Here is a 15966-nt window from a genome sequence, read left to right as displayed (position 1 = left end):
TGGCGATGTCGCAGATCTCCTCGAAATGCTCGTAGAGGAAGCTCTCCCGGTGATGGTGCAGGCACCATTTGGCCATGATCGAGCCGCCGCGCGAGACGATGCCCGTGACCCGGTCGACGGTCAGCGGTATGTAGTGCAGCCGCACGCCGGCGTGGATGGTGAAATAGTCGACGCCTTGCTCGGCCTGCTCGATCAGCGTGTCGCGATAGACCTCCCAGTTGAGGTCCTCGGCGATGCCGCCGACCTTTTCGAGCGCCTGATAGAGCGGCACCGTGCCGATCGGCACCGGTGCATTGCGCACGATCCAGTCGCGGATGTTGTGGATGTTGCGGCCGGTCGACAGGTCCATCACCGTATCGGCGCCCCAGCGGATCGCCCACACCATCTTTTCGACCTCTTCGGCCATCGACGATGTGACAGCCGAGTTACCGATGTTGGCGTTGATCTTCACCAGGAAATTTCGCCCGATGATCATCGGTTCGCTCTCGGGATGATTGATGTTGGCGGGAATGATTGCGCGTCCGCGCGCCACCTCGTCGCGCACGAATTCGGGTGTGACGAAATCTGGGATCGCCGCGCCGAAGGCTTCGCCGTCGCGTTGCAGCTTGCCGCGCATCACCTCGCGGCCGAGATTCTCGCGGATGGCTACGAACTCCATTTCTGGCGTGATGATGCCGGCGCGCGCATAGGCAAGTTGGGTCACCGCCTTGCCCTGCTTGGCCTTGAGCGGCCGATTGCGTATCGGAAATTCCGGTGTCAGGCGCTCGCCGGTGGCGAATCCATTGTCTTCCGGCCGGACGTGGCGGCCGTCATAGGCTTCGACATCGCAACGCGCCGTGACCCATTCGTGGCGAAGCCGGGCAAGGCCTTTTTCGATGCTGGTTTGGACTGATGGATCGGTGTAGGGGCCGGACGGATCGTAGACGGTGACGGGCGGTTCGCCGGCCGTCGGATGGACGGAAATCTCGCGCATCGGCACCCTGATCTGCGGGTAGAGGACGCCGGGCTTGTGGATTTTCCGCGAGGCGGGCAGTGGTCCCGTCGACACGGCGGGGGTGAGGGCATTCATCGTGAGGCTCCTTTGCTCATGCATTGGAGACCCAGTTCTGTGCCGGAAGGATGAAAAGACGCTTCTGTAGACCTGCTGCAGCAGGACCTCGGGCGTAAACTCCCGCAAAGCGCTTGCACCGTCCCTACGCCAGTATGAACTGGATCAGGTTCAACGGGTCACTGCGCCGCGAAAGCCAGCAGTATCTCAGCCCCTTACCGGGACTCCCCTGGTGAATGCCTCAAGTTGAATGGGCCGGTGCTGCTTTGTCAAGCGCCTTCGGGCGCCTTCGGGCGCCTTCGGCCGGTGGCGACGTCCGGCGGCCGGCCGAGCGGAGAGCTCGCGCATGCATCGGGGACAAGTCACGCCCCGTAGACCAGGGCTGGAATGGCCAAAGTCTCATTCGCTTCGTGAAGGATGGAAAAACTGTATCGGCCATGTGCGTCGAGATCGACCGAGTAGCTCAGGCGGTCACGGATGTGGTTATCCTGGTCGAAGGCGACGATTTGCGGCTTCAGCGAGGTGATTTGCACCACGTCCAGGTAGATGGAGTTGCAGATATGATCTGGTCGTCGGGCTGGCAGGTGCAAGCGGCCGCTCTATTCAGGATGCGGCATCGGCGGCGTTCCCGATACCAATGATATCTTGCGGGCAACTTATGCAATCACCGGCTTCGTAAAACCCGACGGCGGCGGCCGTGTCCTGGCGCTGAGGATGTGCCGCTGTTCCAGCAGAGAAATCGCGTGGGCGCGGAGTTTTCGCTCTGCGAGGAAGAGTTGACGCAATCGTTTAGCTTGCTTGCAGTTCGTAGAGACCCGCCTTTGAAAGCAACTAAGCTATTGCATTGATATGTTGGTGCGCGATCGATCGCTACATAGCCGGCCGCCATTATCCGAGTATTGATCCGCCGGTGTTCGTGTTGCCGTATATGGCAATCCCTGCGAGATCGTCGCGGCCGGATCGGCCGCACCCTCTAGTCATAAAAGGGGAAGCGACCGAGAATTCCGCTGCCGAAAACTTCTCTGGCTTGGCTATGCATGCGGTAGATGAGATCGCCGCCTACCGCGACCTGGTCGAGGAAGGCATCGACGCCCAGTTCGGACAGCCTGGTTATCGCAATGCGTTAGCGGCTCAGACTTGCGGTCTCGAGAGCGGCCTTTGGGGGTCACCTCTTTTTTGTTTCAGAGGTTGGAAGACGGCTGCTCGTTACCCAATAGAAATGGCGACTACGGAACGCGATCGATCGCGGCCATCAGGAAACACCTGTCTTCGGCTCAACCTCGACATGGCGTCCGATCGACCGCAGATATACAGCTATCTCGTCCATGAGATGATCGCGTTCGCCGTAGATCTCAGCAATCCTGCGCAGCTGTGGCTCGACGGACCTCCGTTGCGCCGGCGTCAAATCAGCATCGCCAAAGACATATCCCAAGTTGCCAATCGCGCAAATGTTGCAGCCGGCCTCCACAACTGCTTGCACGAATGCCGGAATGTCTTTTTCTTGCATAGTCTTCATGTCGAACCTCTCGTGAATGGCGTGCTTGCGCGCCCATGCTGCCTTTTCAGCGTGTCCTCTGGGCGGCGCAAGCCTTGAGCGTAATTGTGCCGGGCAACCTCGACTATCCCGTCTGCCACGCTCTTTAGAGTCGGTGGGGTCTGGTGATTGCAGGCTGGGCCACTCAAAAGCCTGCAAGAAGAAAGTCATGGCGACCATTGCTCAAGATCGCGAGGGTGCGTGCAAGACCTTCCGTTGGCAGTCATGCACGCTCACCCAGCAACTGGGTATTGAGCAACTGGGTCTCACGTCGCGGGTCTCGTGTGCTTCACAGCCGAAAATAAGGTACCACCGTGGCTATTCTCAAGTGCAGGCTACCTCTTCAGGACACGGCGGAGTGCCTTCCGACGCACCCCTGGTGCAACGTGCGACCTAACGAGACACATCTCGTTCGCGTTCCCTCGACCTTTCTTCGTATTGCTGCTTGCCCTGCGATTTCAGGCCCTCTGCTAGCTTCTCGGCCGCTCTTTGGCCTGCAATGTCACTATTCAAGATCATATCCGACATCCCTGGATGGTCATAACCGTAATGCGCATGCAGTTTCCCTCACGAGCAGCGCCTATCCGTCGATTAGTTCGTCTTCCGGAACCCGAAGCCCTTTTTATCCGGCGTACCTATCCACCATTCAACCGGTATACCTTTCCCAACTTTGGCGGACCATTTACCTCAGGCATGATCATCTCGCGTGACATTTTTTTTTGGCGCCATCATCGCACGTGGCATTTTCTAAAAACCAAGACGTGTCAATTTGTAAAATCAAGGATGCGGCCGCGCCCGTTGCGAGGATTTGCAGGTAGCTCTTCAGCCCCAACACGATGTGTGAGGCGGCGGTGGAAAAGGCAACCGACGGCGTCGACGCGTCCTTTGATGATCGCAAGCGATATGCTTCGTCGCGAGCCCAGATTGCGGTCTCGGGCACAAGGCGAGATCACAGTTCTGCGATCTGTGGTAACGCGAGCCCGCAAAGCGCCGCTGCGGCCACCGCTTTTGGAATCTGGACGAGATTCGTCGTCGTCTGAGATCAGTTGATCGAGCAGTTCGCGCGCGCGGGACGCGCTTGCGGTGCAGTCTCTCCCGCGAGCTCGCCCGTGACCTTCTCATCGACGACATCCGAGAGCTGCGCGGACGGCCCTATGACCTCGTCGCTGTCGCCGGCGGCTGGAAGCACCTGACACGGCCGGCCTATGCCGATGCCATCCGCGCCTGCGGAAGCAGCGGGCGTGCCGTGGACCTGACGTGGTCGGACGTGCTGATGCTGATGTGCATCGGCACTTCCAGCCGATTACCCGCGCCGAATTGTCGTCGGTTTTCGGGAAGTAATCAGTCGCGACCTGATCGGCCATCTGCGGCACCGGCCTGATCGCGTCGAACCCGCGCAGTCCGACGCCCGGCGCTCCCTACACCTATGTGACGACAAAAGCGTCCTGCTCGAGTTCGGCCTCGACACGCTTCGCGATCTCCCGGACTGCGAGGCGCTCGAGGATGCCGGGCTGCTGAGCAGAGATGAGCTGCTTGCTGGTGAAATTATGCCAGAGTTGGCTAGTGGCCATGAGGATGCGGGTTTGGATACGGAGGAATAGCTTGGCGCTGCAGACGCTGTGGCCACCGGGCTTGCGAGTGCTTCCAGCTTTCCATAGCGAATCTAGCGCGCCCAAGGGCGTCCGAAATTTGTAGGCAAATTTCGGACATGGACACGGTCAGCGACGTCAAGCAGGCAGCGGTATGCGGCCTCTGCACCGCTGTCGCCCAAAAATTCGTGGCCATGGGCAAGCCCCACTTGAGACCCCCAGAGAGAACGCTCGTGAGCGATGGAAACGGTTTTGGTCCAAAGCTTGATACAGATGGCCTGCAGATGGGTGTAGGGTTTCAAAGCGCTCGAAGACGCGCCTTCGCAGAGTTAAAAGTCCGCGACGAACTCGTGTGTCGTTTGTCGCCAACTGCAAATTCGATAGTTAGCGCAATTATACTGCGCCGAGTCTGCCATCTCGAGCCCCAAGGGTTTGTGAGGCCTCTCGGCTCACCACCGCCTTTGCTAACCGCCGTGATTCCAAAGACGCGTGCCTTTACGGAGGGGGTCAAACGGCCTATATTATTCTTTATAAGGAGAAGAATAATGGGCACACTTGCTCGCATCTACACCCCCGCAGAGGCAGCCGCCGTCAGCGGGATAGGAATCAAGGCCGTGCACAATGCGATCGACAAACGCATTGTCGATACTGTGCCAAGCACTGCTCGGCGCATCGGTGGGGTCGTCCGACGGGCATTGACCGGCGAGGATTTGCTGCGGCTCAAGCTTTGGTATGGCGTGGGTGCGACATTGCCCGCTGATCGTCGCTACCGCCTGTTCGAGGAAATCAAAGCTGCCCCAAGGGCCAAGACCGTAAGGGCCGACGACCTGCTGATCGTCGACGTCGCCGAGGCACGTAAACAGCTCAAAGCGCGCATCGTGGATCTTGATGAAGCGGAGGCCGCCATCGGCCGCGTTAAAGGGGTGATGGGCGGAGAGCCTGTCTTCAAAGGAACCCGCATCCCTGTTCGTATGATCACGACGATGCTAGCGCAGGGCGCAGATGAAGCGGAGGTTCTGGAGGGATATCCGAAGCTAACGCCGCGCGTGATTGAGCTCGCCAGAATGTGGGTCGCCGCGCACCCGGTTCGTGGGCGGCCTAAGAAGCTGGTCGAGCAGGGCGTGAAAATAAAGTCGTCGAAGCGCGTGGTTTTGAAGGGCGACCCAGGTCCGTCGGCCAGGTCGAGACGCGTGTGACCTCGTGAGGTTTCTGATCGATGAGTGCCTGCACACGTCTCTGGTTGCGGTAGCCCAAGAACGCGGACATGAAGCAAACCACGTCAACTGGCTTGGGCTAAGCGGCGAAACCGACTGGGACCTCATGCCGCTCATTATCGATGAGGATTTCACCTTCGTCACCAACAATGCTAAGGACTTCAGGAAGCTCTATGCCAAAGAACCGGTTCACGCCGGCCTGATTATCGTCGTCCCTCAGGTCGGGCCTGAAAAACAGAGAGAGCTCTTCGATGCTCTCCTCGAGGATCTTGGCCCAGAGGAATTCCTGATTAATGAAGTTATCGAAATCGAGATCGAAAACGGCATTGCAATCGTAACACGATACGATCTGCCGTCGCCCTAGCTGAGGCTGCGCGATCTCCGCTTATGACCGACCCGGTTGCCAGTCGCTCATCTGCAAAATGTTACCGCCGAGTTTTGCAAACGCGCGTTGGCGGCAGGAGAAAACGAGAATCTGCTGATCGTGTGATTGACGATGCAAAGCGTCGAACATGCGCTCGATGCGGTCGTCATCGGAATAAACCAAAGCGTCATCCAGGATAACCGGTGTGGGTCGGCCGTCGCGGGCAAGCAAACGGGCGAAGGCCAGACGTGTCAGAACCGAAAGCTGTTCTCGCATGCCGCCACTCAACCTATCGACATCCTCATCCTGACCATTGCGGCGAACGGTCTGTGGCAACAGTGTGTTCTCGTCGAACACTATGGAGATGTCATCGAATAGCAATCCAAGCAGCGGTCGCAGCTCGGACATGACCGGCTTCAGATAAAGATCGCGTGCCGTCGAGCGCGCAGCGACCAGCGTCGTGCGCAGCCGGTCGAGGACGGCTTTTTCGAATTCGAAGCGTCTCGCTCGCTCTCCAGCGATTTCCAATTTTTCTGTGGCCTCGCGCAAAGCTTCTTCCACCGCGTCGTCGGACCGAGTGCGAATATGGCCATTGAGATCGGCCAGGGTTACACGCAACTGACTTGCTTCCTGTGTGGCGGCATCCTGAACCGAACGGGCGCGGCGCAGAACGGCTTCAGCGCTGGTGAGATCGCGAGCGCCGTCGCGCAGGGGAGCAGCGCGCATTTCGGCCGCTTCGCGCAGCTTTTGTCGTGCGGTGGCCTCGGTGAGCAGCAAGCGCCCCTTTTCCTCGCGCGCTGCATCGGGTCCCAATATGACCTCGAGGCTGGTCAGTTCCGCCTGGATGGTGACATAAGCCGTCTCCGCAGCCATGACAGCCTCGTCGGCATGGCTGCGCAAAGGCAAGGCCTCGCGCACGCTGTTGCGTGTTGTCGCCACACGCTGCTCGGCTGCGGCATGATGTTGCCGGATCTGTTCTGGATCGACTTTGAGTTCGAGGTCCCCGGCCCCGAGGGCACTCAGACGAGCAAGCTCCTCGTGTAATTGCTGTATCCCCTTGGGCGCGAGATCGGCAAGTCGCTGACGCGCCAAGCCCAGTTCGGTAGCTTTGTCGCGCGCTTCCACTAGGCGCTGGCGTGCCGTCCTGAGGCTATCGACACCGAGGGACGCAAGCAGGCTGCGGTGCTTCGCTTCGGCGTCTTCGATGGTCCGGTCGGCCTGCTGCGGCCGATTCGATCGCAGGGTCAAGGCTCCGATGCCGGCAATATCCAGGCGTACGGTGCCAGCAAAGCTTTGGTCTTCTGCATGGGGCAAGGGCTTGGCATCGATGGTCACCAAATCGGCGGCGCCGTCCCGGTATTCCATGCATAGCGTCGGCAGGGTTGCCAGGTGAGCTGCACGAAGGCTGGCGATCTCGATTTCGAGCGCCTGGAGTTGCTCGACAGCTTGTTCCGGCACCGCCAGCATCGCCAGTGCTGCCTCTCCATCTTCGATCTGGGTTCTGGCGACTTCGGCTTGTTTCAACCGGTTGTCCGAGCCGGCCAGTTGTTCGGCAGCGTCACGCGCCAAAAGAGTCGCATCCAGCCGCGCGAGCAATTCGCGTGCTTCGCGCTCTTCCAGTTCGGCTGCTTGAACTTCGCCCATCGCTTGTTCGTTTTCGGCAATGGCAGAAGCGCGCCGATCGAGAACCTCACTGCGGCGAAGCTGCGCAATCGTCGACTGCTGGCGCAAATCCGTGGCTCGTTTGAGCGCGGTCCGAAAACTATCGAGGGCCTGCTGCGCCGCGTCGTGGTGAATTGCGGCAAGGGCAGCTTCCGCCTCGGCGGCTTTCAAGGCTTCGCTGTGCGATTTGGCGGCCTCGACTGCGGCTTCCGCGGCCGAGATGGCTTCCCGCCGAGTGGCGCCTTCTTCGGGGTTTTCAAGCTCAGACAGACGCGCCAACGCCATGCGCCGCTTGTCGAGCGAATCGCGCAGACCGGTGACTTCGGCGCTGAGACGCTGCTCGTCTTTCACCAGCTTGTCACGCTCGTCGAGCGCTGCCGCATAGAGACCGCCGCTCTTGGGACGCAGCGTTGACGTAACCAGGCTATAGAGTTCTTCTTCACATGCCGCGGCGATTTCGGCCATGCGTCGCCCGCCGGTCAGGGCTTCAACTTCCCCCTGAACCGAGGACAGTAGGCTTTCGCGCACGCGTTTTTCGCCGTCCTCCTCGCTTTTGCTGCGCCTTTCGATGCCGGTGACCCCTTGGCGAACCCAGAGCAATCCTGCCGGTCCTGCGCTTCCGCCATGGATTAGTTTGCCGATAAAGGCTTCGGCCTCATCGGCTTGAGCCAACAGTCGCCCGCCGTCGAGGTCAATAACGCTGGCCAGCCTGCCGCCATAAAACTGCTTGGCAAGTCGATAGCGTCCTTCTGAAGTGGTGATGTCGGCCTCCACCACCGGATTGCCCCCACTGTAAGGCCGCAACAGTCGCACGCCTTCGGGTGTGCCCGTGTGAGGCTGGAAAAAGAGTGCGTGCAGCGCTTCGAAGAAGGTTGATTTGCCGAACTCATTGACCGCGCAAAGCACGTTGACGCCGTCGCCGATGTTTTCGATGGCGACGCCTTGCCCGGCGAACCGTTTGACGTTGTGGAGCCGAAGGGCCGTAAGTTTCATGATCCCATCGCCTCGCAATAGCTGAACAACCGAACCAGTGCTTCTCGCGATATGTCGCGTTCGACAGCCGACCGGGTTTCGTCGCTGCTTTCATCCAACAGTGCCTGCGCTGCCTCGCGAAGGGCACCAGAGCGGTCGATCCGATCCAAATCGCCACTTTCGCAGTCGGTCGCGAGCCCGTCCCCGTCCAGTTCCAGATAGGCGAAGTCGGGCGCGGCTACCGCGATCGCCGCTTGAAGGATCGTTCGCCCACTTAACCGCACCCGGCCAGACGCGGCAATTCGCAGCAAAGTCTGACGCCGCAGATGAGCCGGTGGAAGCAACGCTTCAAATGCCGCGGCGCTGTCGTCGCCAGACAGCAGATGCAGGGGAGCGGTTTTCCAGGAAAAGCTAGCTGTTTCAACGGCCACGATCTCGGGCACGGCGCCAGGCCCGGCAATGGAAACGACAAGGGCCTGACCGGGTGTATCATGCTTGAAACGGTCAGGTTCGGGCGCACCGCTATAACGGCTGCGCTCATTGATGGTGACGGGTCCGTGCCAGTCGCCAAGTGCCAGATAATCGAGGCCGGCCTTAGTCGCGCGATCTGGTGCAATGACATCGGACGCTGCTGAATCTTCGGAAAAGTTCTGAATAGCGCCATGAGCAAGGCCGAGCCGGATGGCGCCTTGCGGCGTCGCGGCGCTGTTCATCCACTCGGTAAGGTCGCGACCGGGTCTGCGGGTGGTGCAAGGTGCAGGCAGCAGCGCCACGTCCGCGCCAATAGTCAGGGTTTCGGGCCGCGTCGCCAGCAGGACATTGTCCGGCACAACGCTGTCCGCTGCACTCCACAATTGATCAGCCAACAGGGAATCATGGTTGCCAGGCAGCAATATCCAGCGCAGAGGCGCGCTCTGGCTCATCTCGGCCATGGCCTGCCGCAACATCGCTGGAGTGGGCGTTTCGGTATCGAACGTATCGCCGGCCAGAAGTATGGTGGATGCACCATGGACGCGTGCCTGCTCTGCCAGCCGGCTGATCGCGCCATGGCGCGCTTCACGGAGCCGCCCGCGCAGATCCTCTGGCATGTTGCCGAACCGCTTGCCGATATGAAGATCGGAGCTGTGGATGAATCGAAACATGGAGTCTCCGAGACTATGTCGATGCCAGGTTGCGCTGGGCGCGATCGATGGCTTCATCCAGCCGGGAGCGTGAAATCGCCGCAAGTCGCTCGACACCGAGCAGACGTGCAAGGTCGAGAGCGGGGTCGGACTGTTCCAGAATGTCCTCGTTCGCAACGACGACAGCGGCCAGCTCGGCGATTGGAATGTCGGCAATGGACCGGCGGGCATCGGCATCGAACGGCATGCGATAATCAAGCAGGTCGACCACCGTCCCTCTCTTCCATAGGAAGCTGCCGCTGGATTCTTCAGTTCTATCGAACTCGCGCAGATGCAGGTCGATCCGCTCCCGAATCTTGTTGCCCGTTCTGAGCCAGCCATGCGCCCGTGCGATGCGCTGCGCAAGGACGTCATCTCGCAGAGGTCCTTCCTGCTCGATCACCGCGTCGACCATGGACCGCAGCGTGCCTCGGTAGACGAAGTCATAAAACTGATCCGGGCTGGTGGAAAATCCGGTTAGATCAGTCAGGCGATAACGGCCGCCCGTCGGTACGGTATCATGCGTCGAATGCGCGGCCGCAGGCAAAATTCCTGCAGATGCCGATGGGCGCTCTCCCGTCGCGAGGGGAGCGGCGACAAGTTCTGGCTCTGATTTTATCGACGGATGTTCCGGTTCGCCGGCCGATGCTAGGTCTTCGGCTGGCAATGGGTCCATGGGGTCGACCTTATGTCCCATGTCCCAATGGATCGCGGCTTCACTTTCCTGTTGTTCAGCCTGTTTGCGACGGCTTTCCTCGAGCAGCGCGGCCAGGCTGGCATGAAGCCTCTCGGTGCAACCTTCGAGATCAAACCACCAATCGGTTGACCATACCCGGACAATGTTCCACCCGAGGCCGCGCAGGACCTGCTCGCGGACCTTGTCTCGATCTCGCGCCGTGGCAGAACTGTGATAGGTCGCGCCGTCGCATTCGACCCCAGCCAGATAGGCGCCGGCGAGATCGGGATGCCGGATCCCTATATCCACTCGAAAGCCCGAAATGCCGACTTGAGGAACGATGGTCCATCCGCGCTTCTCAAGCTCGGCAGCGACGGCCTCCTCGAAAGGGGATTCCAGGGCTCCGACCGATCCGCGTTCCTGCGCTGGCAATGCCACAGCGCCGCGTTCGGCAAAATCGAGAAAGGCTTTGAGATGCTGTACGCCGATCGCTTTGGTTCGGTTGGGGTCGATCTGGTCGGCGGCAAAACCTGAAAATACGATCAGTTCCTGCCGCGCACGCGTCACCGCGACATTCAGCCGGCGTTCGCCGCCGTCCCGATTCAGCGCGCCGAAATCCATGCTGCGCTTGCCGGCATTATCTTGCGAAAAGGTGATCGAAAACAGGATTATGTCACGCTCGTCCCCTTGGACATTTTCCAGATTCTTGACGATGGCGGGCTCAATACGCTCGTCGGCAAAGAACCATTCAAGCTCCGGCTCTGTCTGGCGTGCCTTGTCGAAAAGGTCGAGGATGAGCGACTGCTGTTGCGCGTTGAAAGTGATGACTCCGAGCGTGGGTCGGTCCTTTTCCGGTAGGGCCAGCCAACGCCGCATCCTGCTGACCGCCTCGTCGGTTACCGCTTGGGCTTCGATTCGATTGGTGCGGCTTTTGCCACGGTCATAGATGCCGGTCGTGATTTTTCGCAGCTGAACTGCCCGATCTTCCACCGTTGGCGAAGGGAATGTGATGAGCCGGTTCTGATAGTAGTGATGGTTGGAAAAGGCGATCAGCGACTCATTGCGGCTACGATAATGCCAGCGCAGGTCACGTACCGGGATGCCGGCCGCTTTGGCTTCGTCGAGAATGCTCTCAAGATCCTTTTCGTGTTCGACGACTTCCTCGTCCTCCTCGTTGCGGCCAAAGAAATTGGTGGGCGGCAACTGCTTGGGATCGCCTACGATTATGGTTTGATGGGCTCGCGCGATGGCACCGACGGCGTCCCAGGTGGTGATCTGCGATGCTTCGTCGAAAATCACCACGTCGAACAGGGCTTGGTCGGGCGGTAGATATTGAGCGATTGAAAGAGGGGACATCAGCATGCACGGCGCGAGCTTGGCAAAGCTCGTCGGCATCGCGCCAATCATCTCGCGGATTGACCGGCTGGGCCGCTGCAATTCCATCTGATGGCGCAACAGGCCCAACTCGGAATTGCGCGGGACGCCTTGCACAGCCGGCAAACCATGAGCGATGGCACTGATGACGCGAAGGCTTGCTTGAGCGCGGACAAGATCGTCGATTTCCCGGAAATCTTCGATGGCGTGCTCGTGCTGGAAGCGACGGAAATTCCGCAGCACCGGATCGGCATCCAGCGTGGCCGGCAGCCACCAGCGTACATAGGCCAGGCGGAACGCGGATTGAGCTTCAGCTGGTCGCACTAGACCCGCCTCGATATCGTCGACCAACGCTCCCAGATTGTGACTGACAGCCCTGCGACGAATGCCGCACCACGAAGTCCAGTCCCGGAGAAGATGACGGGCGTCGAGCAAGTCTCCCATCGCAGTCGTCAATTCGGTCAGCGGGTTATCATGTTCTGCCCAAGAAGGCGTCTTTCCAGCAGGGATCGCAAATTGGGTCTTGGCAGCCTCGAATGCTGCAGAAGCCGCAAGGAAGCGGGCTGCCCCATAGCGCATCGTGCTATCTGCTGCACCGCTTCGCAGGCTCGGGGCGGTTGCTTGCAGGAGCGCTTTGAAATCCTCCGTGCCGAGGCCGGGCAGGCGTAGCGTCTGTCGAAGCCTTTCGGCCATCGAGAGTATCTGATCGATACGGTGGGTGTCGGTATCAAGTGCGGCAAATCCGATCGGCTTCCCAGATAGGATGTTGGCTTCGACAGTGGCCCGGCGGTCCTGCATCAGGCGCAACAGCAGCAAGTCGTGCTGAGGATCGGCTACCCCCTCTGTGACATAGCCTTGAAGCAGCTTCTGGACTTTGCGTTTGCCCAACTGACTGTTTGGCCAGAATGCAGAAGCGGCCTGCTGCCATTGCTGCTCTATGTCCTCCACCCGTATGCGCGCAACGGCAGCCTCGTCATAGCGGGCCGACAGGTCCTTGCGAGACTTGCGATAGTCTCCGATTGCCTCATTGAGAGTGGCGAGGGCTCCCCGCAACTGGGCGAAATCTCGATCAAAGACAATGCTGACGTCATAGCCGGCACTGTCCTGGAGTGCCGCTGCTAGTTTTCGCAGCGCTTCGAGCTCCGCTTTTGACGCGTCGCCTTTGGCGCGCAGGCCGATGCTCACCAGGAAGGCGTCGAGTGCGGTCGCTAGAACCTCGGACGCATTCTTGAGGGTCTTTGCCCCTTCGAGCAAATTGTCCTGCCAGCCTGACGTCCACTCGGTGACATCTATAAGACGCAAGACCGACCGCATCTCCACCGACTGAAATGCGAGACCTGTTTCGGCGGCAATATGCTCCAGCGCCAGCCGGTTTGCCTCGTCATGGGAATCGCGCGATGGCCAGGACAATCTCGGAGCGTGCTGCCGCTTGTTCTTGAGAGCGATGCCGAGCGCCAGATAAGGCGTCAGACCATTGACATGGTGCCGATGCAGCGCTTCGACATAGGCATTCAGTTCGTCGCGACGGACGCGAAGCCGCTCGTTGATCGCAATCCACTCCGCTGCGTCCACGCGCACGCCGCTTTCCCAGCTGATCCTGAGCTGGGTGAGAAAGTTGCGTCGGTCCGCCTTGCTGGAATGGAGTTCGAGACAATGCGCGCCCAGGCCATGTTCGCGCAGGCGGCGATACACCACATCGAGCGCCGCCGTCTTCTCGGCCACAAACAGCACGGTTTTGCCAACTGAAAGACAGTTGGCAATCATGTTGGCAATGGTCTGGCTCTTGCCAGTGCCGGGAGGACCGATGATGACAAAATCGCGACCCTCAGCGGCGGCAAGACTTGCGGCGGTCTGTGAGGAGTCGGCCGGCAGCAGCAAAACCATGTCGGACGGGGCATAGTGCCGGTCGAGTTCGCGCTCGTCGCGGAATGATGCGCCATTGCCCTCGAAAGCTATCTCCGGCGTGTCGATCAGATGGCGCACGACACGGTTTTCGCGCAGCGCATCGGTACGCTCGACCAGATCCTTCCACATGAGAAACTTGGCGAAGGAAAAGGTCGACAGCGCCGTCTCGTCCACCACCTCCATGCCGGGGACGTCGCGCACTGCCTGGCGCATAAGACCGAGCAGCCTCGGCACATCAACGCCGCTTTCGTCCTCGGGCAGCTCACCGGAAAACTGTGGCAGTTTGAGCTCGAAGTCGCGTTCGAGAAACTGCAACAAGGTTGCGTTGAATCGCGGTTCATCTTCATGGAAGCGCAAGGTAAAATGCGATGTTGCGCTGCGGCGCTCGATTTTGACCGGTACGAGCAGCAATGGCGCGCGATAGCTGCGCTCGTCCTCGGCCTTCTTCTTCCAGCGCAGGAAGCCGACCGCCAGGAAGAGCGTATTCGCGCCGCCCTCGGCAAAATCGTTGCGCACTTGCCGGTAAAGATCGATCAGCCGGGATTCCAATTGACGCCCATCGAGCGTCGACGGGAGCTCGTCGCGCAGAAGCGCTTCCGCGGCAAAGCCACGCTGGAGGTCACGTCCGTGCACCTCGCGATAGAGGACAGCATCCCGCTCGCCCAGTGGATTCTGTTCGGGGAGCGAAATCAGCCGGATCGAAGCGCCTGCCATCAGACGGTCCTCGAGGTAGCCGACGTCAGTACAAAGAAACGGAATTGTCTTCTTGGAGTCCGGAAAATTGAGCAGGCGGTTCCGCAGTGTCAAATCGAGGAGCTTTTTCTGCCAGCGGTCGATCCGTCCGGCCGCTGTCGTCGGCTTTACCTCGACGATCTCGACCGGCAGGGCTACCACGGCCGGTGCGGCTGGCAACGGCAACGCGATTTCGGTTGCCGCCTCTGCATCCACGCTGCGGCGCGTCGGTTCGTGCGAAGCAAGCGGTGTGATGCCGCCGCTGCGCGAGCGGCGTATATCGATGGCTGCGACAAAGGTGGCTACCTGCGTTTCGTCGAGCCGCTGTTCGATTGCGTGTTGGGCAGCCTCCAACGTCATCGCCGGCCGATGCGTCACGCCTGTCGTCTCAAACACGATGAGTTCGCGCGATGCCAGCGCCTTGCGGACCTCCATGGCATCGGGTTCAATGGCGTTGGCGAGCGTCCTTTGTGTCATCCAGACGCCGACGGCCGCGTGTCCCTGAAACATCAAAACGACGGGATGCAAGCCCGTCGCCTCCAGGGCGGACGCGAATAACAGACTGGTATCGAGACAGGTTGCCAGCTTTTCTGCCGTAATAATTGAGGGACGTCGAATTTTTTGGCCGCGGCTTTCGAAGCTCGCAGGTGGCTCTGCATAATGCAGCGATAGGCCAGCAATGGCCGAATAAATTGCGGCCGCCAGCATGAATGCGCGTTGCGGATTGCCGCTTTGATAGCCATCGAGGCTGGAAGGATGACCATGCGCTGCGAGCAGCTCCGCTGCGGAACGCAGCAGTCCTGCGATCGCCGGGTCGTTCGGCATGACGAATGCGGCGAGCAATTGCGCCATATCGACGACGCCACCCCATTCGTCGCGGGCAAGCAGGCGCACCGCAACGCGCTGCTCGGCCAGCACTGCGCCTCCTGAGGTTAGGCGCAACGTTATCTCCCCGCGCTCAGCCTCGTTGAGACCGGCCAGATAGCCGGCGTCGAGATCGATTTTTCGATCGCTTAAGGGAAGCCGGTCGCCAGCAACGATCCGATCAATTGTCCAGCTTTTGGCGCGCAAAAAAGGGGGGTTCGATGTCAGCTCGAGAGTGCATTTTTCGAAACCCTGCTGGGTCGGGTTGTTGAGCGCGATAGACCGGATCACCGGAATAGCATTTTGGAAGGACGCATATGTAAAGCTGGCGGCGATGTCCGCCACGACTTCTATTACGGGCGCGGCTGATATACCGGCAGCATCGCCAGTCTCCGAACTCGTTTCCATACCCCATCCCCTATTTTCATTTACGATAGAACTTTGCCGCCAGAATTTGAAAGTAAATTCTCGGTATGGTCGCCGCTTATGTCCAGCAGCATAGATTTCTAAAAGTGTTACCGCCCAGATAACGGTCGAAATGGAGACAGGCGATAATCGGTCGTCACGATTGGAGGGGATCCAAAAGTCGCGGAAATCGGAGCGCCGGCGCACGCTGCTGAAACCCAAGACGGGCAGGACGTCATCCGCAAATGTGTGGCGGTCCGGGCGCCATGGACCAAGCGTTGCGCGCCTATCGCGAGCGCTGTCGTGGCGCCTATCGCGGACTCGGACCCAGCCCGACAGTGACGGCGAACCTCGATCGGCCTATCGGTGAGGCGGTCGAATTCCGCCCATAGACTATCGAAAGGCACGCACTTCCAGCTCTATCTCCTCGTACGCGTTGCCGGCTACCTAAATTCGTGCGCGCGGTC

8 protein-coding genes, 1 pseudogene and 1 riboswitch are annotated in these 15966 nt (G+C 59.9%); of the genes and pseudogenes, 3 read left to right on the top strand and 6 right to left on the bottom strand.

From position 1 onward, the window contains the following. The 3 genes from EN869_RS31965 to EN869_RS35710 form a co-directional block, all read right to left on the bottom strand. A partial coding sequence (locus EN869_RS31965; RefSeq protein WP_189342947.1) for a phosphomethylpyrimidine synthase ThiC occupies window positions 1–1069 on the bottom strand: 1069 nt, incomplete at its 3' end. A gap of 103 nt (window positions 1070–1172) precedes the next feature. Then, window positions 1173–1289: riboswitch (TPP riboswitch) on the bottom strand. Between the two features lie 121 nt (window positions 1290–1410). Next, on the bottom strand, window positions 1411–1638 hold the full coding sequence (locus EN869_RS31960) for a hypothetical protein (protein WP_245454713.1): 228 nt from the start codon (window positions 1636–1638) through the stop codon (window positions 1411–1413). Between the two features lie 662 nt (window positions 1639–2300). Next, complete coding sequence (locus tag EN869_RS35710) at window positions 2301–2762, bottom strand: hypothetical protein (protein ID WP_306283303.1); 462 nt, start codon at window positions 2760–2762, stop codon at window positions 2301–2303. An 898-nt stretch (window positions 2763–3660) separates the two neighbouring features. Here EN869_RS35710 and EN869_RS35325 point away from each other — a divergent pair. The 3 genes and pseudogenes from EN869_RS35325 to EN869_RS31940 all read left to right on the top strand — a co-directional run bounded on the left by EN869_RS35325 (window position 3661) and on the right by EN869_RS31940 (window position 5749). Next, window positions 3661–4183: pseudogene (locus EN869_RS35325) on the top strand (SMC-Scp complex subunit ScpB). 533 nt (window positions 4184–4716) lie between these two features. Next, window positions 4717–5367 carry a DUF433 domain-containing protein gene (locus EN869_RS31945; protein WP_126057624.1) on the top strand — a complete coding sequence of 217 codons (651 nt, stop codon included), beginning with the start codon at window positions 4717–4719 and terminating at the stop codon, window positions 5365–5367. 4 nt (window positions 5368–5371) lie between these two features. Then, window positions 5372–5749 (top strand): DUF5615 family PIN-like protein, encoded by a 378-nt coding sequence (locus EN869_RS31940; protein WP_126057625.1) that lies wholly within the window; start codon window positions 5372–5374, stop codon window positions 5747–5749. A gap of 21 nt (window positions 5750–5770) precedes the next feature. Here the strand turns inward: EN869_RS31940 and EN869_RS31935 are convergent, their stop codons facing one another. From EN869_RS31935 to EN869_RS31925, 3 genes are read right to left on the bottom strand one after another with little or no spacing between them, the layout of a single operon-like run. Further along, window positions 5771–8404: an ATP-binding protein gene (locus EN869_RS31935; RefSeq protein ID WP_126063810.1), complete on the bottom strand. Its 2634-nt coding sequence runs from the start codon at window positions 8402–8404 to the stop codon at window positions 5771–5773. After that, the gene (locus EN869_RS31930; RefSeq protein WP_126057626.1) at window positions 8401–9525 is read right to left on the bottom strand and encodes a DNA repair exonuclease; all 1125 of its coding nucleotides are present in this window, start codon (window positions 9523–9525) and stop codon (window positions 8401–8403) included. The genes EN869_RS31935 and EN869_RS31930 overlap by 4 nt, the downstream gene beginning before the upstream one ends. A 13-nt stretch (window positions 9526–9538) precedes the next feature. Then, window positions 9539–15502: a DUF3320 domain-containing protein gene (locus EN869_RS31925; RefSeq protein WP_126057627.1), complete on the bottom strand. Its 5964-nt coding sequence runs from the start codon at window positions 15500–15502 to the stop codon at window positions 9539–9541. Window positions 15503–15966 lie beyond the last annotated feature (464 nt).

This window comes from Mesorhizobium sp. M2D.F.Ca.ET.226.01.1.1, assembly GCF_004022705.2.
GTDB lineage: Bacteria > Pseudomonadota > Alphaproteobacteria > Rhizobiales > Rhizobiaceae > Mesorhizobium.
This window is presented reverse-complemented; position numbering and strand designations above follow the sequence as displayed.

What these genes read in the sequence shown, in the direction of transcription:
- EN869_RS35710 (WP_306283303.1), bottom strand. Translation starts at nt 2,762, where the DNA reads ATGGTCGCCATGACTTTCTTCTTGCAGGCTTTTGAGTGGCCCAGCCTG.
- EN869_RS31945 (WP_126057624.1), top strand. Translation starts at nt 4,717, where the DNA reads ATGGGCACACTTGCTCGCATCTACACCCCCGCAGAGGCAGCCGCCGTC.
- EN869_RS31935 (WP_126063810.1), bottom strand. Translation starts at nt 8,404, where the DNA reads ATGAAACTTACGGCCCTTCGGCTCCACAACGTCAAACGGTTCGCCGGG.
- EN869_RS31930 (WP_126057626.1), bottom strand. Translation starts at nt 9,525, where the DNA reads ATGTTTCGATTCATCCACAGCTCCGATCTTCATATCGGCAAGCGGTTC.
- EN869_RS31925 (WP_126057627.1), bottom strand. Translation starts at nt 15,502, where the DNA reads ATGGAAACGAGTTCGGAGACTGGCGATGCTGCCGGTATATCAGCCGCG.